Source organism: Nonomuraea sp. NPDC049400, from assembly GCF_044466425.1.
Lineage (GTDB): Bacteria > Actinomycetota > Actinomycetes > Streptosporangiales > Streptosporangiaceae > Nonomuraea.
The window spans coordinates 94,907-111,895 of the sequence record NZ_JBITMP010000033.1 but is presented as its reverse complement, the minus strand read 5'-3'; the positions used below and the strand labels follow the sequence as shown (position 1 = coordinate 111,895).

Genomic DNA, 16,989 nt, shown 5'->3' with positions numbered 1-16,989 from the left:
CTATGGGATTCGAGTTCGACGAAGTCGCCGGTCAGCGCATCGCAACGTTCGGAACGGGCCCGCGCACGATCATCGCGGTGCACGGGATCACGGCCTCGCTGATGGCGTGGGGCGCGGTGGGGCGGCGGCTGCCCGAGGGATGGCGCCTGGTCGCGATGGACCTGCGCGGTCGCGGGCACAGCGCCGCAATGCCCGGCCCGTACGGGCTGCCGAGGCACGCCGAGGACGTCCTGCGCGTCGCCGACCACGTCGGGGCGGGTCCTGACGCGGTGCTGACCGGGCACTCGATGGGCGCGTACGTCGCCGCCCTGGCCGCCGCGGAGCGCGACTTCGCACGGGTGGTGCTGGTGGACGGCGGCCTCCCGCTGCCGCCGCTGCCGCAGGACGCGGATGTCGACGAGGTCATGGAGGCCACGCTCGGACCCGCGATCGCCCGGCTGCGCCAGACGTTCCCCACCGCCGACGCTTACGTCGACTTCTTCAAGGCACATCCGGCCTTCGCCGGCCACTGGAACGCCGACGTGGAGGCGTACGTCCGCTACGACCTGACGGGCCCCGACGGGGCGCTGCGGTCGCGGGCGGTCGAGGAGGCGGTGCTGCAGGACGGGCGCTGGTTGCGGCTGGAGCCGGAGGCCATCGCGGCCGCACTCGAATCCGTCCGGTCACCGCTCTCCCTGCTCAGAGCGCCCCGCGGACTGCTCAACCAGGACGCCGGCTTCCTCCCCGACGATCTGGCCCGCCCTTGGTCCGCCCGCCTCCCGGGGCTGCGGGACGAGGTGATCCCGGACTGCAACCACTACACGATCCTGTTCGACGACCGCTGCGCGTCGGCCGTCGTCACCCACCTCACCTCACCGGCCTGACCCCCGCCATCTCCGAGCGCGGGCGCATGGGCGGGCGTCCCGGTGCCGCGGCCTGAGCGCGGAACGGCCCCTGAGCTGCTTGTCAGCTGCTCAGGGGCCGTTTCGTTGTCGCAGGTCAGCGTGGAGCGATCCAGGTCGCGCGGGCGGCGGCGACGAGCGTGCCGTCCATCTCGTAGATGGCGCTCTGGCCGTACATCTTGCGCCCGTCGCGGCCGGTCGGGCGGGCCACCACGGAGTAGCGGCCGCCGGGGTTGACCGGGCGGTGGATCTGCACTGCGAGCCGCCCGAGCAGCGCGGACTCGCCGGGGCCGAAGTGGGCCCAGCCGGTGATGCAGTCGAGCACCGCGCCCACGATCGACGCGGGCACCCCGTCCTCGCCCGTCACCGTGAACGGCACCCGCCAGCCGGCCGCCACCAGGTCCGTGCCCTCCACCGGGCCGGGGAAGATGCGCAGGCCGTCACCGGGCTCGCGCAGGCCGCAGGCGAAGCACTCGGCGAACGGGTGCGCCTTCAGGCCCACGAACCCCGCCTCGGCGCGGGCGGCGTCGTTGAACGGCACGAACCCGGGGCCCTCCAGGTCCTCGGCCACGGGGATGGCCTCGACCAGCAGCTTGTCGCCGTCCGAGAGGGCCACGGAGTTTGCGACGTGCTCCAGGCGCAGCTCGGTCTCCAGGGGCGTGGGCGCGTGCAAGGTGACCTCGACGGCTGATCGACCACCGTTCAGCGCCTCCGCCATGGTGCCCGCTATCCAGCCGCCGTTGGCGACTCCCGCGGGGCCCCGGAAACGCTCCGGAACGGTCAACACGGTCTGCAGGGCAGCCGTCGTCATGCCACATCCTCCAATATCGCCACATATGGCGAGAAGTCCGGAAATGCCAAAAGGAGTAGGCCGATTTTACTGGACTCCCGGTTTCGCCAGATCTCGGGGGTCCTGAGGCTGATCGGCACCACTACATAACGCCTCGACGGGGCCCGAAACTTCCCCACCCATCCCGACCGGCCTGCCACCAGGTGTATCGAGACGCTATGCGCCGCACATCGCCGGGATGTGACTCGGGGGTCAGAAGCAACGAAAATCGGCCTCACTCCGGACTTGCACCTAGAGTGAGGCCGATCAAGGCGTTGGGAGTACCTTATCCCGGCTTCCCCTCGCCCCGCGACCAATCCGCCGATACGGCCGGTGCCCGATGGGGTGCGCATCTTCGGCCGGCCTCGGGGAGGCTGTAGGGGCACGGCAATACGAGAGAAAGCGGGGGGTGGGCCTGTGCAGGGGGCGCGGTTGCGGTATCCGTCAGGATCCCTGGTCATCTTGACGGGGCTTCCGGGTGCGGGCAAGACCACCCTGTTGCGACGCCTGTACGGGTTGCACGGCGCCGAGCGCCGGCCCGTCACCATGGGCACGGTCGCGGTGATCGACTCGTTCCAGTCCAAACGGCACTGGTACGGGCGGCTCGGCTGGGCCCCCCACCCGCTGCGCCGTGCCGTGGTCTTCGTCACCCACCTGAGGCGCATCCGCCAGGCTCTGACCCGCGGCCAGTCGGTCATCGCGCACAACCGGGGCTGCGGCCCGTACGTGCTGCGGGGCTTCGCCTGGCTGGCCCGAAGGCACCGCGCGAGCTTCCACCTGCTCCTGCTGGACGCGCCGCCGGAGGTGGCGCTGGCAGGACAGCGGGCCAGGGGCCGGGTGGTGGCGCCGAAGACGTTCGCCCGCCATCAGCGCAGGTGGGAGAGCCTGGTGAGCAGGGTGAAGAGCGGCGACCCCGCACCCGCCATCGGCGCGCACATCATGGACCGGGCGGGGGCGGACCTGCTCCAGGAGATCGTGTTCGACGAGACGCGCGCGAGCGAGCAGCGGGACGCTCAGAGCACCGGCAGGTAGCGCCCCAGCTCGAACTCGGTGACGTGGCGCCGGTATTCGCGCCACTCCGACCGCTTGTTGCGCAGGAAGAAGTCGAAGACGTGCTCCCCCAGCGTCTCGGCCACCAGCTCGCTCTGCTCCATGACCGCGATCGCGTCGTTGAGCGAGCCGGGCAGCGGCTGGATGCCGAGGGCCCGGCGCTCGGCGCTGGTCAGCGTCCACACGTTGTCCTCGGCCGCGGCGGGCAGCTCGTAGCCCTCCTCGATGCCCTTCAGCCCGGCCGCCAGGATCAGCGCGAAGGCGAGGTAGGGGTTGCACGCCGAGTCGAGCGACCTGAACTCGATGCGGGTCGAGCCGCCCTTGTGCGGCTTGTACATCGGCACCCTGACCAGGGCGGAGCGGTTGTTGTGGCCCCAGCACACGTAGGAAGGCGCCTCGCCGCCCTGGCCCGCGATGGCCTCGGCGCCGCCCCAGAGCCGCTTGTAGGAGTTGACCCACTGGTTGGTGATGGCGGTGATCTCGGCGGCGTGCTTGAGCAGCCCGGCGATGAACGACCGGCCGATCTTGGAGAGCTGGTATTCGGCCCCGGCCTCGTAGAAGGCGTTCCTGTCGCCCTCGAACAGCGACATGTGCGTGTGCATGCCGGAGCCCGGGTGCTCGGTGAACGGCTTGGGCATGAACGAGGCCCAGATGCCCTGCTCGAGCGCGACCTCCTTCATGACCAGGCGGAAGGTCATGATGTTGTCGGCCGTCGTGAGCGCGTCGGCGTAACGCAGGTCGATCTCCTGCTGCCCGGGCGCGCCCTCGTGGTGGCTGAACTCGACGGAGATGCCCATCGACTCCAGCATCATGATCGCCTGTCGGCGGAAGTCGTGGCCCGCGCTGTGGGGCGTGTGGTCGAAGTAGCCGCCGGAGTCGATCGGCTCGGGCCGCTCGCCGGGCTCGGGCCGGCTCTTCAGCAGGAAGAACTCGATCTCCGGGTGGGTGTAGAACGTGAAGCCCATGTCGGCGCACTTGGCCAGCGTGCGCTTGAGCACCCAGCGCGGGTCGGCGTGGGACGGCGAGCCGTCCGGCATGAGGATGTCGCAGAAGATGCGCGCCGCGCCCGGCGTCTCGCTGCGCCAGGGCAGGATCTGGAACGTCGCCGGGTCGGGCTTGGCGAGCATGTCCGACTCGTAGACGCGGGCGAAGCCCTCGATGGCCGAGCCGTCGAACCCGATGCCCTCCGCGAACGCGCCCTCCAGCTCGGCCGGGGCGATCGCGACTGACTTGAGGAAGCCGAGCACGTCAGTGAACCACAGCCGGATGAACCGGATGTCGCGTTCCTCGAGCGTGCGGAGCACGAACTCCTGCTGGCGGTCCACGGCGTCCCCTCTATCTGACAGTACGGGTCTAACTACCAGCATGCCGTGTCCGTGTTTCACACACGTTACGGGGGGTGCCGGTGCGAGCCTCACTGACAAAGCCCCCCGCCCCGACTTAATGTGATCACGCAGTCAGTCTCGGGGGAGGCATTGGTGGCCATCGACCTGCTCAATCACAAGCTCGATCGGGCATTCGACCACATCGACGCGGGCGGCAACGGCGTCGTCGAGCGTGAGGACTTGCTTGGGCTGGGCGCCCGCATCCTGGTGGGCTTCGGGGAGTCCCCCACCTCGCTCACCGGGGCCAGCCTGGTCGACAGCTTCGACGGGATCTGGTCCACGCTGTCGCAGACGCTCGAGCGCGACCCCGACTTCGCCATCGCGCGCCCGGACTTCCGTACCGGGATGATCGCGGCGTTCGTCACGGGCGACCGGTATGACGCGGTGTTCCGGCCGGCCACGGTGGCGGTGGCGGAGCTGTGCGACGCCGACCGGGACGGGGAGATCGGCCCCGGCGAGTTCCGCACGATGCTGAGCGCGTTCGGCGTCGCCTACGACGACGTGGACGAGGCGTTCGACCGGCTCGACCGGACGGGCAGGGGCGTGCTCACCGTGGACGAGCTGGTCCTGGCCGCCTCCGACTACTACCTCAGCGACGACCCCAACGCCGCGGGCAACTGGCTTTTCGGCCCCCTGTGAAGAGCCCCGTGAAGACGTCCGAGAAAACCTCCGTGAAGACCTCTGTGAAGACCTCCGTGAACACCACCACGAGCACCACCGTGTTCGCCACCATGTTCGCCAGCGCGCGCACCGCGCTGCGTTCGGCCCTGACCTCGATGCTGCCGCTGCCGCGCAGGGGCGGCTCGGCGGCGCTGGCGCTGCTGCCGCTCACCGAGCGGGTGCCCGCGATGGCGGCCCCGTGCAGGATGCACCCGGCCGTGTACGCGATCGAGGCCGCGGTCATCGACTGGGCCAGGAGGACCGGGCTGCGAGCCGCGCCCGGCGTCGGCTACCACCGGATGGCGGGCCGGGCGTTCGCCGAGTTCGACGCGGCCGCGGCGGCGCTGTTCGCGCAGTGGCTGACGTGGCTGTTCCACCTGGACGACGAGCTGGACGAGGGGTCGTGCCCGCTGGACATCTTCGACGGCATGCTCAGGGGCGCGGCGCGGCATCCGCTCGAGGCGGCGTTCGCGGACCTGTGGCGGGTGACGAGCGCGCGGATGAGCGACCGGTGGCGGGCCAGGTTCGCGGTCGGGCTGCAGCGCCAGCACGACGCCTGCCGTACCGAGGCCGACAACAGGGCGGCTGGCCGGATGCCGACGCTGGAGGAGTACCCGGCGCTGCGCAGGGGCACGGTGGGGCCGTACCTCTATGACCTGGTCGAGCCGTGCCTGCGGGTGGAGGTGCCGGCGTGGGTGCATGAGGGCGAGCCGTGGCAGCAGCTCGTGAGCGCGTGCAGCGACGTCACGGCGTGGTGCAACGACGTGGCCTCGCGGCCGAAGGAGCGCGGCGACGTGCACAACTTCGTCGTGCTCGCGATGCGCCAGCTCGGGCTGGGCGAGCGGGAGGCGACCGCCTGGGTGCTCGACCGGATCGCCGCGCGCTGCCAGGACATGCACAAGGCGGCCAGGCGGCTGCCGCTGGAGGACCTGGAGCCGAAGCAGGCGCGGGACGTCAGCAAGGTCGCCTGCGCGTACCTGGCGGCGCCGCGCGCCCACCTCGACTGGCTCCTGGAGTCCAAGCGCTACGCCTGACCCGCCAGGGTGTCGCCCGTGGGGGTGCGGCGGTAGACGACCTGCTTGCCGACCCGCATCCCCACCGCGAGACCGCCGCCGCTGAGCACGCCGAGGTGCTGGCTGACCGCGCCGGGCGTGAGCGCCATGCGCGCGGCCAGGGCGGAGGTGGTGGCGGGCTCGGCCAGCGCGAGCAGGATCTGCGCCCTGCTCTTGCCGATCAGCGCGGCGAGCGCGCCGGGCGCGGGCGGCGGCCCCTGCTCCCACAGCGTGCCCACGCCGAGCACGGGATAGACCAGCATCGACTGGTACGGCGCCGTCATCACCGCCACGGCGGGCGCCCAGAACGCGCTGGGCACCAGCACCAGCCCGTCGCCGTGCAGGCCGCCCGCCTCGCACCACGGCCGGTCGATGATCAGCCGCTCCCCCGTCCACACCACGGCCGGATCGAGCGCGGCGAACAACTCGTGCGCCCCGCCCTGGGCGAGCTGCCGCGAGCGGCGCAGCACGTCCCGCTCCAGCACCCCGTAGACGCGCGGCCAGAACTCCGCGAAGCCCCTCTCCCAGTACGCCTCCAGCGTGCCGGCCACCCTGGCCACGCCCGCCTCCGGGTCGGCCATGAACCGCTCGAGCAGCGCCCGGTCGGTGCCCACGATCTTCGCCGCCTCCTGGCGGGCCAGCTCGGGCGGCGTGCGCCTGACCCGGTCGAGCTCGGCGGCGAACTCCGGCATCGGCGTGTCGGGGGGCGGCGTGATGAAGTCGGCGATGTAGCCGGTCAGGGGCACGAGCGCGAACAGCTCGGCCAGGTCGAGCCCCGCCAGGCGGGGGCGCACGGCCTTGAGCCAGGGCAGGTGGATCGAGTGCCGGGCCGGCTTCTGGAGCGTGCGCAGGCTGGCGACCAGCTCCCACATCGGCGAGAACGCGAACCGGATCCGGGCCACGTCCTCCGGCTTCATCACCCACGAGACGGACATGCTTTTAGCGTGCACTAAATCGTTCGCCGCAGACAAACCCGGAACATCAAGCTTTGTCGCGTGACAAGCGCAACTGTTGACCGTGCATCCTTCCTCCGTTCCAAGCTCGGCGGGCTGCCCCGCCCGTTCTGGGCTCTGTGGGGCGGCACGCTGGTGAACCGGCTGGGCACCATGGTCATGCCCTTCACCGGCGTCTACCTGACGCAGAGCCGCGGCCTGTCGGTGACGGCGGCCGGCCTGGTGATGGGCTTGTTCGGAGCGGGCTCGCTGCTGTCGCAGTTACTCGCGGGGGTGCTCACGGACCGGATCGGGCGCCGGGCCACGTTGTCGGGCGGCATGCTGGCCACGGCCGTGACCATGCTGGCGCTCGGCTACAGCACCTCGCTGCCCGCCATCCTGGCCTCGATGTTCGTGCTCGGGCTGGTGATCGACATCTACCGGCCCGCCTCGAACGCCCTGGTGGCGGACCTGGTCTCGCCCGAGGAGCGGCCCCGGGCGTACGGGCTGCTGTTCTGGGCGATCAACCTCGGCTACGCGGTCGGCATGACGGCTGGGGGCTGGCTCGCGGGGCTCGGGTTCGTCTGGCTGTTCTGGATCGACGCCCTGTCGAGCGTGGCCTTCGCCGTGCTGGTGTGGCGGGCCGTCCCGGAGACCAGGCCGTCGGCCGAGAAGTCCGCCGGCGGGTTCGGCGTGGTGCTGCGGGACCGGGTGATGGTGAGCTTCACGCTGGTGACGATGGCCATGGCGCTGGTCTACTCGCAGACGATGACCATGCTGCCGGTGGCGATGACGGAGGTCGTGGGACTGTCGCCGGGCCAGTACGGGCTGGCCATGGCGCTGAACGGGGTGCTGATCGTCGTCGTCCAGCCGCTGGTGTCGGGGTGGCTGGGACGCAGGGACGCCTCACGCACCTTCGCGCTGGGGGTCGCGGTGATGGCGCTCGGGTTCGCCATGACCGCGTTCGTCCACGACACCTTCGGGCTGGCGGTGACGATCGCGGTGTGGACGATAGGCGAGATCATCCAGGCGGGCATCGCCGGCACGATCGTGGCCGCGCTCGCCCCGGCCGAGCTGCGGGGGCGGTATTCGGGCCTGTTCGGGTTCGCCTGGTCGCTGGCGGCGGTGCTGGCGCCGCTGATCGGCGGGCCGCTGCTGGAGATCGGGACGTGGGCGCTGTGGTTCACGATCGGCGGGGTGGGGATGGTGTCGGCGGCGGGCATGCTCCTGCTCGGGCCGGCCATCAGACGCCGCTGACCAGAGTCAGCCGGATATTGGGAGAATTCGCCATATACCCACACACCTTCTCCCTCTACAGTTACGCCTGACATGCTGACAATCACCGCGCTCGGACCGTTCCAGGCCTGGTCCGGCGGCACCCTTCTCGACCTCGGCGGCCAGCGGCAACGGGCGGTGCTCGCGCGCCTGCTCGTGGCCGGCGGCCGCGCCGTGCCCGTGGGCACCCTCATCGACGAGCTCTGGCCGGGCGAGCCGCCGGCGCAGGCCCTGTCCACGATCCAGGGGTACGTCTCGCGCCTGCGCCGGGCGCTCGAGCCCGATCGCGCACCCCGCGAGGAGGCCCGCGTGCTGATCTCCGCGCCGCCCGGTTACGCCCTCCGGGCCGGGACGGAGCAGGTGGACATGTGGCGGTTCGAGAGCCTGGTGAAGTCGGACGGGACTCCGGCGCAGGTGTGGGCGGCCATGGACACCGCGCTGGGGCTGTGGCGGGGGCCCGCGCTGGCCGAGTTCGGGGAGCTGGGCTGGGCCACGACGGAGGCGGGCAGGCTGGAGGAGCTGCGGCTGATCGCCGTCGAGCGCCGGGCCGACGCCGGTCTCGCGCTGGGCAGGGCGACGTCGCTGGTGGCCGACCTGGAGGCGCACGCGTCGGCGTACCCGCTGCGCGAGGAGGCGTGGCGGCTGCTGGCGGTGGCGCTGTACCGGCTGGGACGCCAGGGCGACGCGCTGTCGGCGTTGCGCAGGGCGCGCGCGGCGTGGCGCGACGAGCTGGGCCTGGACCTGTCGGACGGGCTGAAACGCCTGGAGGCCGACATGCTCGCCCAGCGCCTGGAGGTCCCGCGCAGCGCGCAGACCGCCGGCGAACCCGCGGCGGCGTCCGCGCGCCTGGAGGTCCCGGGCAGCGCGCAGACCGCCGGCGAGCCCGCGGCGACGTCGGCCACCGCGCCGCTGCGCGTGCTGGTGGCCGACGACCAGGCGCTCGTGCGGACCGGGGTGCGGGCGATGCTGGCCGGCGAGCCCGGGGTGACGCTGGCCGGCGAGGCGGCCGACGGCGAGGAGGCGATCGCGCGGGTGGCCGAGACCCGCCCGGACGTGGTCCTGCTGGACATCCAGATGCCGCGGCTCGACGGGCTGGCCGCCGCCCGCAGGATCCTCGCGGAGGACCGGCCGCCGAAGGTGATCATGATGACCACGTTCGGCAGCGACGAGAACCTGCATGCGGCGTTGCGCGCGGGAGTGAGCGGATTCCTGCTGAAGACGTCGGCTCCCGAGCAGTTCCTGGCCGCGATCAGGGCGGCGGCGGCAGGGGACGCGCTCATCGACCCGACGATCACCACCCGGCTGATCGCGTCGTTCGCCGGGCGCAGCGACCCGGCCGCTCCCCCGGCGCTGGCCGGGCTCGCCGATTCCCAGCTCGACGTGCTGAAACTCGTCGCGCGCGGCCTGACGAACCACCAGATCGGACAGGCGCTCTCCTGGCCCGAGCAGGAGGTGGCCGTCATGGTCAAGTCGCTCTTGGAACACCTCGGGCTGTTCGACCGGGCGCAGCTGGTCATGGCGGCGTACGAGTCAGGTTTAGTGACACCCGGGGAAAAGCCTTACTTTTCGTCGCTTTGACGATAAAAATCCCACCGTACTAGGCTTGGCGACGTGGCCCAACTCCGTATTGCCCTGGCACAGACGAATCCGACCGTCGGCGACCTTGACACGAACGCCGACCGGCTGATCACGTGGACGCGTGACGCCGCCGAGCGCGGGGCTCATCTCGTGGTCTTCACCGAGATGTTCCTCACCGGTTATCCCGTGGAGGACCTCGTACTGCGTACGTCCTTCGTGGACGCCAGCATCCGGGCGCTGGAGGAGGTGGCGCGGAGGCTGGAGCGGGAGGGCCTGGGAGACCTGCCCGTGGTCGTCGGCTACGTCGACCGCGCGGGGCTGGCGCCCCGGGCGGGCCAGCCGAAGGGCGCCCCGCTGGACGCGGCGGCGCTGCTCCACAAGGGCGAGGTGGTCACCAGGACGGCCAAGCACCACCTGCCCAACTACGGGGTGTTCGACGAATACCGCTATTTCGTGCGCGGCGACCGGATGCCGATCTTCCGGCTGCACGGGGTGGACGTGGCGATCGCGGTGTGCGAGGACCTCTGGCAGGAGGGCGGTCCCGTGTCCGTCGTGGGCGAGGCGGGCGCCGGGCTGCTGATCGCGCCGAACGCGTCGCCGTACGAGAAGGAGAAGGACGACGTACGCCTGGAGCTGTGCGCGCGGCGGGCGCGTGAGGCGGGATGCGCGCTCGTCTACGTGAACCAGGTCGGCGGGCAGGACGAGCTGGTCTTCGACGGCGACTCGATCGTGGTGGACGCCTCGGGCTCGCTCGTGGCGCGGGCGGGGCAGTTCACGGAGGAGCTGCTGGTCGTGGACCTGGAGCTGCCGGTCTCGGAGGCGGAGACAGGTTCGTTCCCGTACGACGCGGGCGACGGCACGACCATCACGGTGGACCGCATGGTGCTGTCCGCCACCCCCGTGGAGCCCTACGAGCCCGCCCCCGCGACGATCTCGGAGCGCCTGGACCTGCCCGCCGAGGTCTACTCGGCCCTAGTCCTCGCCGTGCGGGACTATGTGGCCAAGAACGGCTTCGAGTCGGTCATCCTCGGCCTGTCCGGCGGCATCGACTCGGCGCTGACGGCCACCATCGCCTCCGACGCCATCGGCCCGTCGCGCGTCAATGTGGTGCTCATGCCGTCCCGCTACTCCTCGGACCACTCGCTGGCCGACGCGGAAGAGCTGGTCCGCAGGCAGGGCGTGACCGCGCAGACCGTCCCGATCGCCGACATCGTCAGCGCCTTCGAGAAGGAGATCGACCTGTCGGGACTGGCCGCGGAGAACCTCCAGGCGAGGGTACGCGGCATGATCCTCATGGGCCTGTCGAACGAGCACGGCCACCTGGTGCTGACCACGGGCAACAAGAGCGAGCTCGCGACCGGCTATTCGACGTTGTACGGCGACTCGGCCGGCGGCTTCGCCCCCATCAAGGACGTGCCGAAGACCATGGTGTGGGACCTGGCGAGGTGGCGCAACGCCAACTCGCTGCCCCAGTTCCTGCTCGAGGCGAAGACCCCCATCCCGGAGAACTCCGTCACCAAGGAGCCCAGCGCCGAGCTCCGCCCCGACCAGCGGGACACGGACTCGCTCCCGCCGTACGAGATCCTCGACCGCCTGCTGGACGACTACGTGGAGAAGGACATGGGCTCGCAGGAGCTCATCGCGGCGGGCCACGACCCGGCGCTGGTCACGAGGATCATCAGGCTGGTGGACCTGGCCGAGTACAAGCGGCGCCAGTATCCGCCAGGCCCCAAGATCACGCCGAAGAACTTCGGCCGCGACCGCCGCCTCCCCATCACCAACAGGTGGCGCGAGACCACCGGCCAGGCCTGACAGGGAACTGTCGGTGGCGGCTGGCAGAGTGGCCGCCGTGGCTCAACCCCTGAAAGACCTGATCAACGCCGGATCCATCGCCGTGCTGGCCGACGGGCTCGCCGCCGCGTGGGCGCCGTTCCCGCGGGCCCGCTTCACCGAGCGGGCCCTGGCCGGGCTCGCCGGGCTGGAGCTGAAGGACCGGGTCAGGCACGTGGCCGCGGCCCTCCACGACGCGCTGCCGCTGCCCTACCCGCAGGCCGCCGAGGTGGTCCGCGAGTGCGCCTCGCGGGCGGCGCTCGACATGTGGAGCGGCTGGCCCGCCACCGACCACACGGCCACCCAGGGGGTCGGCCATCTGGAGGCGGGGATGGCCACGCTGGCCGTGCTCACGCCGTTCGCGACGGGTGAGTTCGCCGTACGGCCCTACCTGGAGCGGCACCGGGAGGACGCACTCAAGATCATGTACGACTGGGCCGAGTCCCCCGACGAGCACCTGCGCCGCCTGGCCTCGGAGGGGTCGCGCCCGCGGCTGCCGTGGGGCTCGCAGGTGCGCTGGCTGATGGCGCCGGGGCCGACCCTGCCCCTGCTCGACCGGCTGCGCGACGACCCGAGCGAATACGTCCGCCGCTCGGTCGCCAACCACGTCAACGACCTGGCCAAGGACCATCCGGAGGCGGCGCTCGACCTGCTGGCCCGGTGGCGCTCCGACGGCGGGTCGCATGTGGAGAAGGTGCTGCGCCACGCGGTCCGCGGGCTGCTGCGCGCCGGCCATCCGAGGGCGCTGGCCCTGGTGGGAGCCACTCCGGGCAGCGGCGCGGTCGACGTGCTGGCACTGGAGTCCGACACGGTGACCGTCGGCGGGAGGCTGGCCTTCGCCGTCACGGTCACGGCGGGGGCGCCAGGGCCGGTGCTGCTGAAGTACGCGATCCGGCGGGCGGGCTCGCGGCGGGTGTTCCATCTGGCCCAGCGCGAGGCGGCGGAGGCGGGGGCGACGTTCACCGCGCGCAAGAGCCACTCCTTCCGCCCGGTCACCACCCGCGACGAGCCGCCGGGCGCGAGGGAGCTCGAAGTGATCGTCAACGGCCGGGTCGCGGCGAGCGCGGCATTCACGCTGGTGGCGTCGTGAGCGTGGGCCTTCTCCGCAAAGTCGCGGCATTCACAGCGGAGGCGCCGTGATGGACACTCCGCGAATAGGACGCGCTCCTCGGCGGCCGTGAGGGGGCGCCGTGGGCGATGATCGTTGAGGACGGGCAGGTCGCCGCCGTCTGCCACAGCGCCCGCCTGACGGCCGCCACCACCGCCGTGTGGGCCGGCCTCCTGCCGGACATCCCCCTCTTCTACAGCACCGGCGCCGACACCACTCCTCCCAGCGGGTGGCCGGACGGCTCGGGCTCCCCACCGTCGGCTGGCTCTGGAAGCTCACGCCCTGACGCCACCGCCGGCGTGGAGGACCTCCCGCTCCCATCCGTCGCGGGGCTGGGTGTGCAGGCGCCAGTAGTGCTCGGCGATGTCGTTCGGGTCGAAGTCCGTGCCCGGCGCGACCGGCCCGGCCACGGTGACGCTCGCCACGTGCACTCCGGACGGCCCGTACTCCTGGTCGAGCAGCTCCACCAGCGTCCGCACGCCCGCCTTGCCGAGCGACAGGCTGACGTACCCGGCCTTGGGCTCGGGCATGCCGCCGGTGATGAGGAACGACCCGCTGCCGCGCCGGGCCATCGCGGGCGCCACGTGCGCGGCCGCGACCAGCGCGCCCACCACGTTCACCGCCCAGGCCTCCAGCTGGGGCCGCGCGCTCGCCTCGCCGGGCGTGTCGGGCCGGATGATCGCGGCGTTGTAGACCACGACGTCCGGCGTGCCCAGGTCGGCGGAGGCCGCGTCGAGGGCCTCGCGGAGCCGGTCCTCGTCGGCGACGTCGACCTTGTACGTGAGCACCCCGTCCAGATCGAGTGCCGTGCCGGTACGCGAGACGAGGGCGACGGGCAGCCCCTCCCGCGCGAACCGGCGGGCGACGGACCGGCCGATCCCCGGCCCCGCTCCGATGATCACAGCTCCAGGCATTATCGGCTCCTTTCCGTTGTTGTGATCAGAAGCTGTTGCGATCAGAAGCTAAGGCGTCACATCGATGTGAGGGTCAAGGAGCACATGAGGATCGGAGACCTCGCCCACCGGACCGGGGTGAGCAGGCGGTTGCTGCGTTACTACGAGGAACAGGGGCTGCTGCGGCCGGTGCGGATGCCCAACGGCTACCGCGAGTACGGCGAGCCGGACGTCGCCGCGGTCCGCCACATCCGCACGATGCTCGCCGCCGGTCTGCCCACGGCGGTCATCGCCCGCCTGCTGGACTGCGTCCACGACGACGGCGACCGGATGGTGCCGACGGCCTGCCCGGGCATGGTGAGCAACCTGCGCAGGGAGCGGGAGCGCATCAGCGCCACGATCGAGCAGCTCCAGACGTCCCAGCGCGCCCTCGACACCATGCTCGCCTCGGTCCGGCCGGACCCCTGACTCAGGGGCGCAGGTCGGTCCGGGCCTCACCCGTGTGCAGATCGTACGGATAGGAGACGTGCTGGTGGATCATCACCCATGCCCCGTTCCGCCGCTCGAACACCCTGGTCCCGCGTGACCAGCTCTCGGCGGTCCCGCCCACGCGGACCCGGTTGAGCCCCCACGCGACCGCGAGGTCCTCCCTGGCCACAATCTTCAGGTCGGGAACGTCGAAGCGGACGTCCGGCCCCTCGTCCAGGCCGCGCGCGCAGCTCGTCCCGCAACGGGCCGACCAGCCGCCCGAACGACTCCTGGTCACCCTCCCGCGCCGCGGCCAGCAACTCCGCCGCCGCCTCGCCGCTGTCCGCCATCGCCCCACGCTACAACGGGTGGTCGCCGCGCCGGACGACTCCGTTCTCGTACGCCACGACCTGCATGCGGCCGCGCAGGCCGAGCTTGGCGAGGATGCGTCCGATACGGCTCTTGACGGTCGCCAAGGACGGCTCGTGTATGGCGGTGACGCCGCCGTACCGCCTCGGGGCTCAGCCCTGCGCCGGAAGCCGGGCCTGGATGCCGTCGAGGATCATGTCGAGCCCGAGCAGGAAGCTGCTGTCGAAGTCGCCGTTGTCCACCTGGGTGAGCGAGGCCAGCTCGGCCACGTGGTCGTTCAGGTGCTGGACCACTCGCGCGCGGATCTCGGCGTCGGCCGCGGGGGTGCGGACGGTGGCCCACCAGGTGTTCTCGCTGGCGACGTACCCGTTCACGTACGACGTCAGCGCGCCGACGGCTGCCGTGAGGGCGGGGCCGCTGAGCCCGGCGCGGGCCAGGGCGGAGAAGAGGAGGCGGGAGCGGGCCAGCGCGTTCGGGCCGAGCAGGGGCCGGGTGCTCATGAGCGCGGTCAGCCAGGGATGGCGCCGCATCACGTCGCGGCTCTGCGTGAGCTGGCCCACCAAGACCTCCCGCCACGAGCCCTCCTCCACCGGCTCGATCTCGCCGATCACCTCGTCCAGGGCCAGGTCCAGCACGTCCTCCTTGCTCTGGACGTACTCGTAGAGCGACATGGTGCCCGCCCGCAGCCGCGCGGCCAGCGCCCGCATGGAGAACCCGGCCACGCCCTCGGCGTCGAGCAGGGCGACCGCGGCCTCGACGATGCGTTCGCGGGACAGCCGTGGCTTGCGCTCGGGCGCGCCGCCGCCCGCCTCACGGAACCAGATGGACATGCCTCACCCCTTGGCCGTGCACTGTACGGAAAACCGTACAGCTAGCTTGACGCGCATGACGGAGTGGCACAAGGACTACGAAATGCTGGCCTTGGGGATCAACCGCCTCGGGGGTGGCGTGCTGATCTACCGCGGGAGCGTGCGGGCCGACACCCCCTCGACGGCCGGGGAGCTGGCCGAGCAGGCCGACCGGCTGCTGGAGAGCGCCCCCTCCCCCTACCTGGCCGCCCAGGTACGCGCGATGCGCGCCGTCGCCCGGCGGCTGGACGGCGAGCGGCTGCCGCTGGCCGAGTACGCGCGGGAATGCCTGGGCCTGGAGCCGCGGTGGCTGCCGGAGTCGGTGTTCGAGGAGGCGCACGCGGAGCTGGACGCGGCGCTGCCGAGGACCTCCGGATCGCTGGCCGACCGGCTGCAGGCGTGGCAGGCGGCGCACACCCTGCAGCCGATCGAGCGGCTACCCGATCTGGTGGCCAGGGCGGTGGCCGAGACTCGGGCGCGTACCGGCGCCATCATCCCGCTGCCCGACGAGGTCGTGGAGTGCCGGCTCGTGGAGGGCGTGCCGTTCCATGCGGCGGGCGACTACGAGGGCGGCCTGAAGTCCACGATCCACATCAACAAGGCGATCCCGTTCAACCTGGCTGACCTGCTGTACGTGGTCGCCCATGAGGGTCATCCCAGGCACATCGTCGAATCGTTGTTCAAGGAGGATCTGCGGGTGCGGTTCATGCCGTCGCCGCCGTTCGTGCTCAGCGAAGGGCTGGGGCTGCTGGCCGAGGAGATCCTCTTTCCCGGCGACGAGGCCCAGGTGTGGCTGAACCGGCACATCTTTCCCGAGTTCGGCATCCGGCCCGACGGGAGCGATTTCGCCGCGATCCACCACGCCAAGAACGTGTTGTGGGGTGTCTGGGGCAACGCGGCGTTCCTGGCGGACGAGGGCGCGGGCGATGTGGAGCTGGCCGGGTACCTGATGCGGTGGGCGCTCTACAGCGAGGAGGAGGCCGCGCTGGCGCTCGGCGGCATCCTCAGCCCGTCACCGATGCGCCCGTACATATTCGGATATTTCCACGGATGGGACCTTTTGCGGCCCTGGGTCACCGGCCCCGACCGGGTCCGCCGCCTGCTCACCGAGCAACTCCTACCCGCCGACGTGGCCATGCCCGCAGCCTCGCAAACCTCGGGGGGCGTGAAGGCCGTGAGCGGGCCATGCCCCACGGCCCCGCAAACCTCGAGGGCCGTGAAGCGCCGTTAGGGGGCCATGCCCGCGAGTGCCGCGTCCACGACACGTTCGGCGAGATCCGGGGCGAGGTCTCCGGCCGGGGCCCACTTGGTGTGCCACATCATGGCGCCGGTGAGAATGGCCATGCCCATGGAGACATCCAGGTCGGCGCGGAGTTCGCCGTTCGCGATGCCGCGCTCGATCACGGCGCGCATCGCCTCCCTGCGGGGCTCGACGGCGCGCTTCATGAAGCGCGCCTTCAACTGCGGGTAACGGTCGGACTCGTTCATCGCGATGTTCATCACGCAGCGGCTGCGGGTGTCGCCCGACTCCCGGCGCATGAGGTCGAGCAGGGAGATCAGGTCGTCACGCACCGACGTGCCGGCGAGCGGCGGCAGCGGCGCCTTGAGCGTGGCGAGAGCGTCGACGACCAGGTCCTCCTTGTTGGACCAGCGCCGGTAGATGGTCGTCTTGCCGACGCCCGCCCTCGACGCGATGGCCTCGATGGACAGCTCGGAGATGCCCATGCCCTCGCCGATCAGATCGAGGGTGGCCTCGATGATCGCCTTTTCGGCCTTCTCGCTACGTGGACGCCCCGCCGGGCGGGCAGTCCCCGATTCCTGGATCGTCATC

The 16,989-nt window shown here is 71.5% G+C and carries 17 protein-coding genes; 10 read left to right on the top strand and 7 right to left on the bottom strand.

Annotated features, from left to right (window positions below; genetic code table 11):
- Positions 1-2: 2 nt before the first annotated feature.
- A complete protein-coding gene (locus tag ACIBVN_RS39295; protein ID WP_397145373.1) occupies positions 3-863 on the top strand; it encodes an alpha/beta hydrolase in 861 nt (286 codons plus the stop codon).
- Positions 864-978: 115 nt separating this feature from the next.
- Here the strand turns inward: ACIBVN_RS39295 and ACIBVN_RS39290 are convergent, their stop codons facing one another.
- Positions 979-1,692: a PaaI family thioesterase gene (locus ACIBVN_RS39290; protein WP_397145372.1), complete on the bottom strand. Its 714-nt coding sequence runs from the start codon at positions 1,690-1,692 to the stop codon at positions 979-981.
- A gap of 480 nt (positions 1,693-2,172) precedes the next feature.
- On the opposite strand from ACIBVN_RS39290, the gene ACIBVN_RS39285 reads away from it, so the two are divergent.
- Positions 2,173-2,742, top strand: coding sequence for an AAA family ATPase (locus tag ACIBVN_RS39285; protein WP_397145371.1), 570 nt, complete (start codon positions 2,173-2,175; stop codon positions 2,740-2,742).
- Here the strand turns inward: ACIBVN_RS39285 and glnA are convergent.
- Positions 2,724-4,085: a type I glutamate--ammonia ligase gene (glnA, locus tag ACIBVN_RS39280; RefSeq protein ID WP_397145370.1), complete on the bottom strand. Its 1,362-nt coding sequence runs from the start codon at positions 4,083-4,085 to the stop codon at positions 2,724-2,726. The genes ACIBVN_RS39285 and glnA overlap by 19 nt on opposite strands.
- A gap of 153 nt (positions 4,086-4,238) precedes the next feature.
- Between glnA and ACIBVN_RS39275 the strand changes: the two genes are divergently transcribed.
- Complete coding sequence (locus ACIBVN_RS39275; RefSeq protein WP_397145369.1) at positions 4,239-4,784, top strand: EF-hand domain-containing protein; 546 nt, start codon at positions 4,239-4,241, stop codon at positions 4,782-4,784.
- 32 nt (positions 4,785-4,816) lie between these two features.
- The gene (locus ACIBVN_RS39270; RefSeq protein WP_397145368.1) at positions 4,817-5,839 is read left to right on the top strand and encodes a terpene synthase family protein; all 1,023 of its coding nucleotides are present in this window, start codon (positions 4,817-4,819) and stop codon (positions 5,837-5,839) included.
- On the opposite strand, the gene ACIBVN_RS39265 is transcribed toward ACIBVN_RS39270, so the two are convergent.
- Positions 5,830-6,792, bottom strand: a complete 963-nt coding sequence (locus tag ACIBVN_RS39265; RefSeq protein WP_397145367.1) for a DUF5937 family protein — start codon at positions 6,790-6,792, stop codon at positions 5,830-5,832. The genes ACIBVN_RS39270 and ACIBVN_RS39265 overlap by 10 nt on opposite strands.
- Before the next feature lie 60 nt (positions 6,793-6,852).
- Between ACIBVN_RS39265 and ACIBVN_RS39260 the strand changes: the two genes are divergently transcribed.
- The 4 genes from ACIBVN_RS39260 (at position 6,853) to ACIBVN_RS39245 (ending at position 12,562) form a co-directional block, all read left to right on the top strand.
- The gene (locus ACIBVN_RS39260) at positions 6,853-8,046 is read left to right on the top strand and encodes an MDR family MFS transporter (RefSeq protein ID WP_397145366.1); all 1,194 of its coding nucleotides are present in this window, start codon (positions 6,853-6,855) and stop codon (positions 8,044-8,046) included.
- 72 nt (positions 8,047-8,118) lie between these two features.
- Positions 8,119-9,642, top strand: a complete 1,524-nt coding sequence (locus ACIBVN_RS39255; RefSeq protein ID WP_397145365.1) for a BTAD domain-containing putative transcriptional regulator — start codon at positions 8,119-8,121, stop codon at positions 9,640-9,642.
- A 33-nt stretch (positions 9,643-9,675) separates the two neighbouring features.
- Positions 9,676-11,454, top strand: a complete 1,779-nt coding sequence (locus ACIBVN_RS39250; protein WP_397145364.1) for an NAD+ synthase — start codon at positions 9,676-9,678, stop codon at positions 11,452-11,454.
- A 37-nt stretch (positions 11,455-11,491) separates the two neighbouring features.
- Positions 11,492-12,562, top strand: coding sequence for a DNA alkylation repair protein (locus ACIBVN_RS39245; protein ID WP_397145363.1), 1,071 nt, complete (start codon positions 11,492-11,494; stop codon positions 12,560-12,562).
- A 293-nt stretch (positions 12,563-12,855) separates the two neighbouring features.
- Here ACIBVN_RS39245 and ACIBVN_RS39240 read toward each other — a convergent pair whose 3' ends face one another.
- Positions 12,856-13,494 (bottom strand): SDR family NAD(P)-dependent oxidoreductase, encoded by a 639-nt coding sequence (locus tag ACIBVN_RS39240; protein ID WP_397145362.1) that lies wholly within the window; start codon positions 13,492-13,494, stop codon positions 12,856-12,858.
- 84 nt (positions 13,495-13,578) lie between these two features.
- On the opposite strand from ACIBVN_RS39240, the gene ACIBVN_RS39235 reads away from it, so the two are divergent.
- Positions 13,579-13,941: a MerR family transcriptional regulator gene (locus tag ACIBVN_RS39235; protein WP_397145361.1), complete on the top strand. Its 363-nt coding sequence runs from the start codon at positions 13,579-13,581 to the stop codon at positions 13,939-13,941.
- Position 13,942: 1 nt separating this feature from the next.
- On the opposite strand, the gene ACIBVN_RS39230 is transcribed toward ACIBVN_RS39235, so the two are convergent.
- Complete coding sequence (locus tag ACIBVN_RS39230; RefSeq protein WP_397145360.1) at positions 13,943-14,239, bottom strand: YybH family protein; 297 nt, start codon at positions 14,237-14,239, stop codon at positions 13,943-13,945.
- 223 nt (positions 14,240-14,462) lie between these two features.
- The gene (locus ACIBVN_RS39225) at positions 14,463-15,140 is read right to left on the bottom strand and encodes a TetR/AcrR family transcriptional regulator (protein ID WP_397145359.1); all 678 of its coding nucleotides are present in this window, start codon (positions 15,138-15,140) and stop codon (positions 14,463-14,465) included.
- 55 nt (positions 15,141-15,195) lie between these two features.
- Between ACIBVN_RS39225 and ACIBVN_RS39220 the strand changes: the two genes are divergently transcribed.
- Entirely contained in the window at positions 15,196-16,389 is a 1,194-nt protein-coding gene (locus ACIBVN_RS39220) for a hypothetical protein (RefSeq protein WP_397145358.1), read from the top strand.
- Here the strand turns inward: ACIBVN_RS39220 and ACIBVN_RS39215 are convergent.
- Positions 16,386-16,988, bottom strand: coding sequence for a TetR/AcrR family transcriptional regulator (locus ACIBVN_RS39215; protein WP_397145357.1), 603 nt, complete (start codon positions 16,986-16,988; stop codon positions 16,386-16,388). The two genes, ACIBVN_RS39220 and ACIBVN_RS39215, sit on opposite strands and share 4 nt — an antisense overlap.
- Between the last annotated feature and the right edge of the window lies 1 nt (position 16,989).

Bases quoted from the DNA above. Each gene is read 5' to 3' on its own strand.
- ACIBVN_RS39295 (WP_397145373.1), top strand. From the start codon at position 3: ATGGGATTCGAGTTCGACGAAGTCGCCGGTCAGCGCATCGCAACGTTC.
- ACIBVN_RS39290 (WP_397145372.1), bottom strand. From the start codon at position 1,692: ATGACGACGGCTGCCCTGCAGACCGTGTTGACCGTTCCGGAGCGTTTC.
- ACIBVN_RS39265 (WP_397145367.1), bottom strand. From the start codon at position 6,792: ATGTCCGTCTCGTGGGTGATGAAGCCGGAGGACGTGGCCCGGATCCGG.
- ACIBVN_RS39255 (WP_397145365.1), top strand. From the start codon at position 8,119: ATGCTGACAATCACCGCGCTCGGACCGTTCCAGGCCTGGTCCGGCGGC.
- ACIBVN_RS39240 (WP_397145362.1), bottom strand. From the start codon at position 13,494: ATGCCTGGAGCTGTGATCATCGGAGCGGGGCCGGGGATCGGCCGGTCC.
- ACIBVN_RS39235 (WP_397145361.1), top strand. From the start codon at position 13,579: ATGAGGATCGGAGACCTCGCCCACCGGACCGGGGTGAGCAGGCGGTTG.
- ACIBVN_RS39225 (WP_397145359.1), bottom strand. From the start codon at position 15,140: ATGTCCATCTGGTTCCGTGAGGCGGGCGGCGGCGCGCCCGAGCGCAAG.
- ACIBVN_RS39220 (WP_397145358.1), top strand. From the start codon at position 15,196: ATGACGGAGTGGCACAAGGACTACGAAATGCTGGCCTTGGGGATCAAC.
- ACIBVN_RS39215 (WP_397145357.1), bottom strand. From the start codon at position 16,988: ATGACGATCCAGGAATCGGGGACTGCCCGCCCGGCGGGGCGTCCACGT.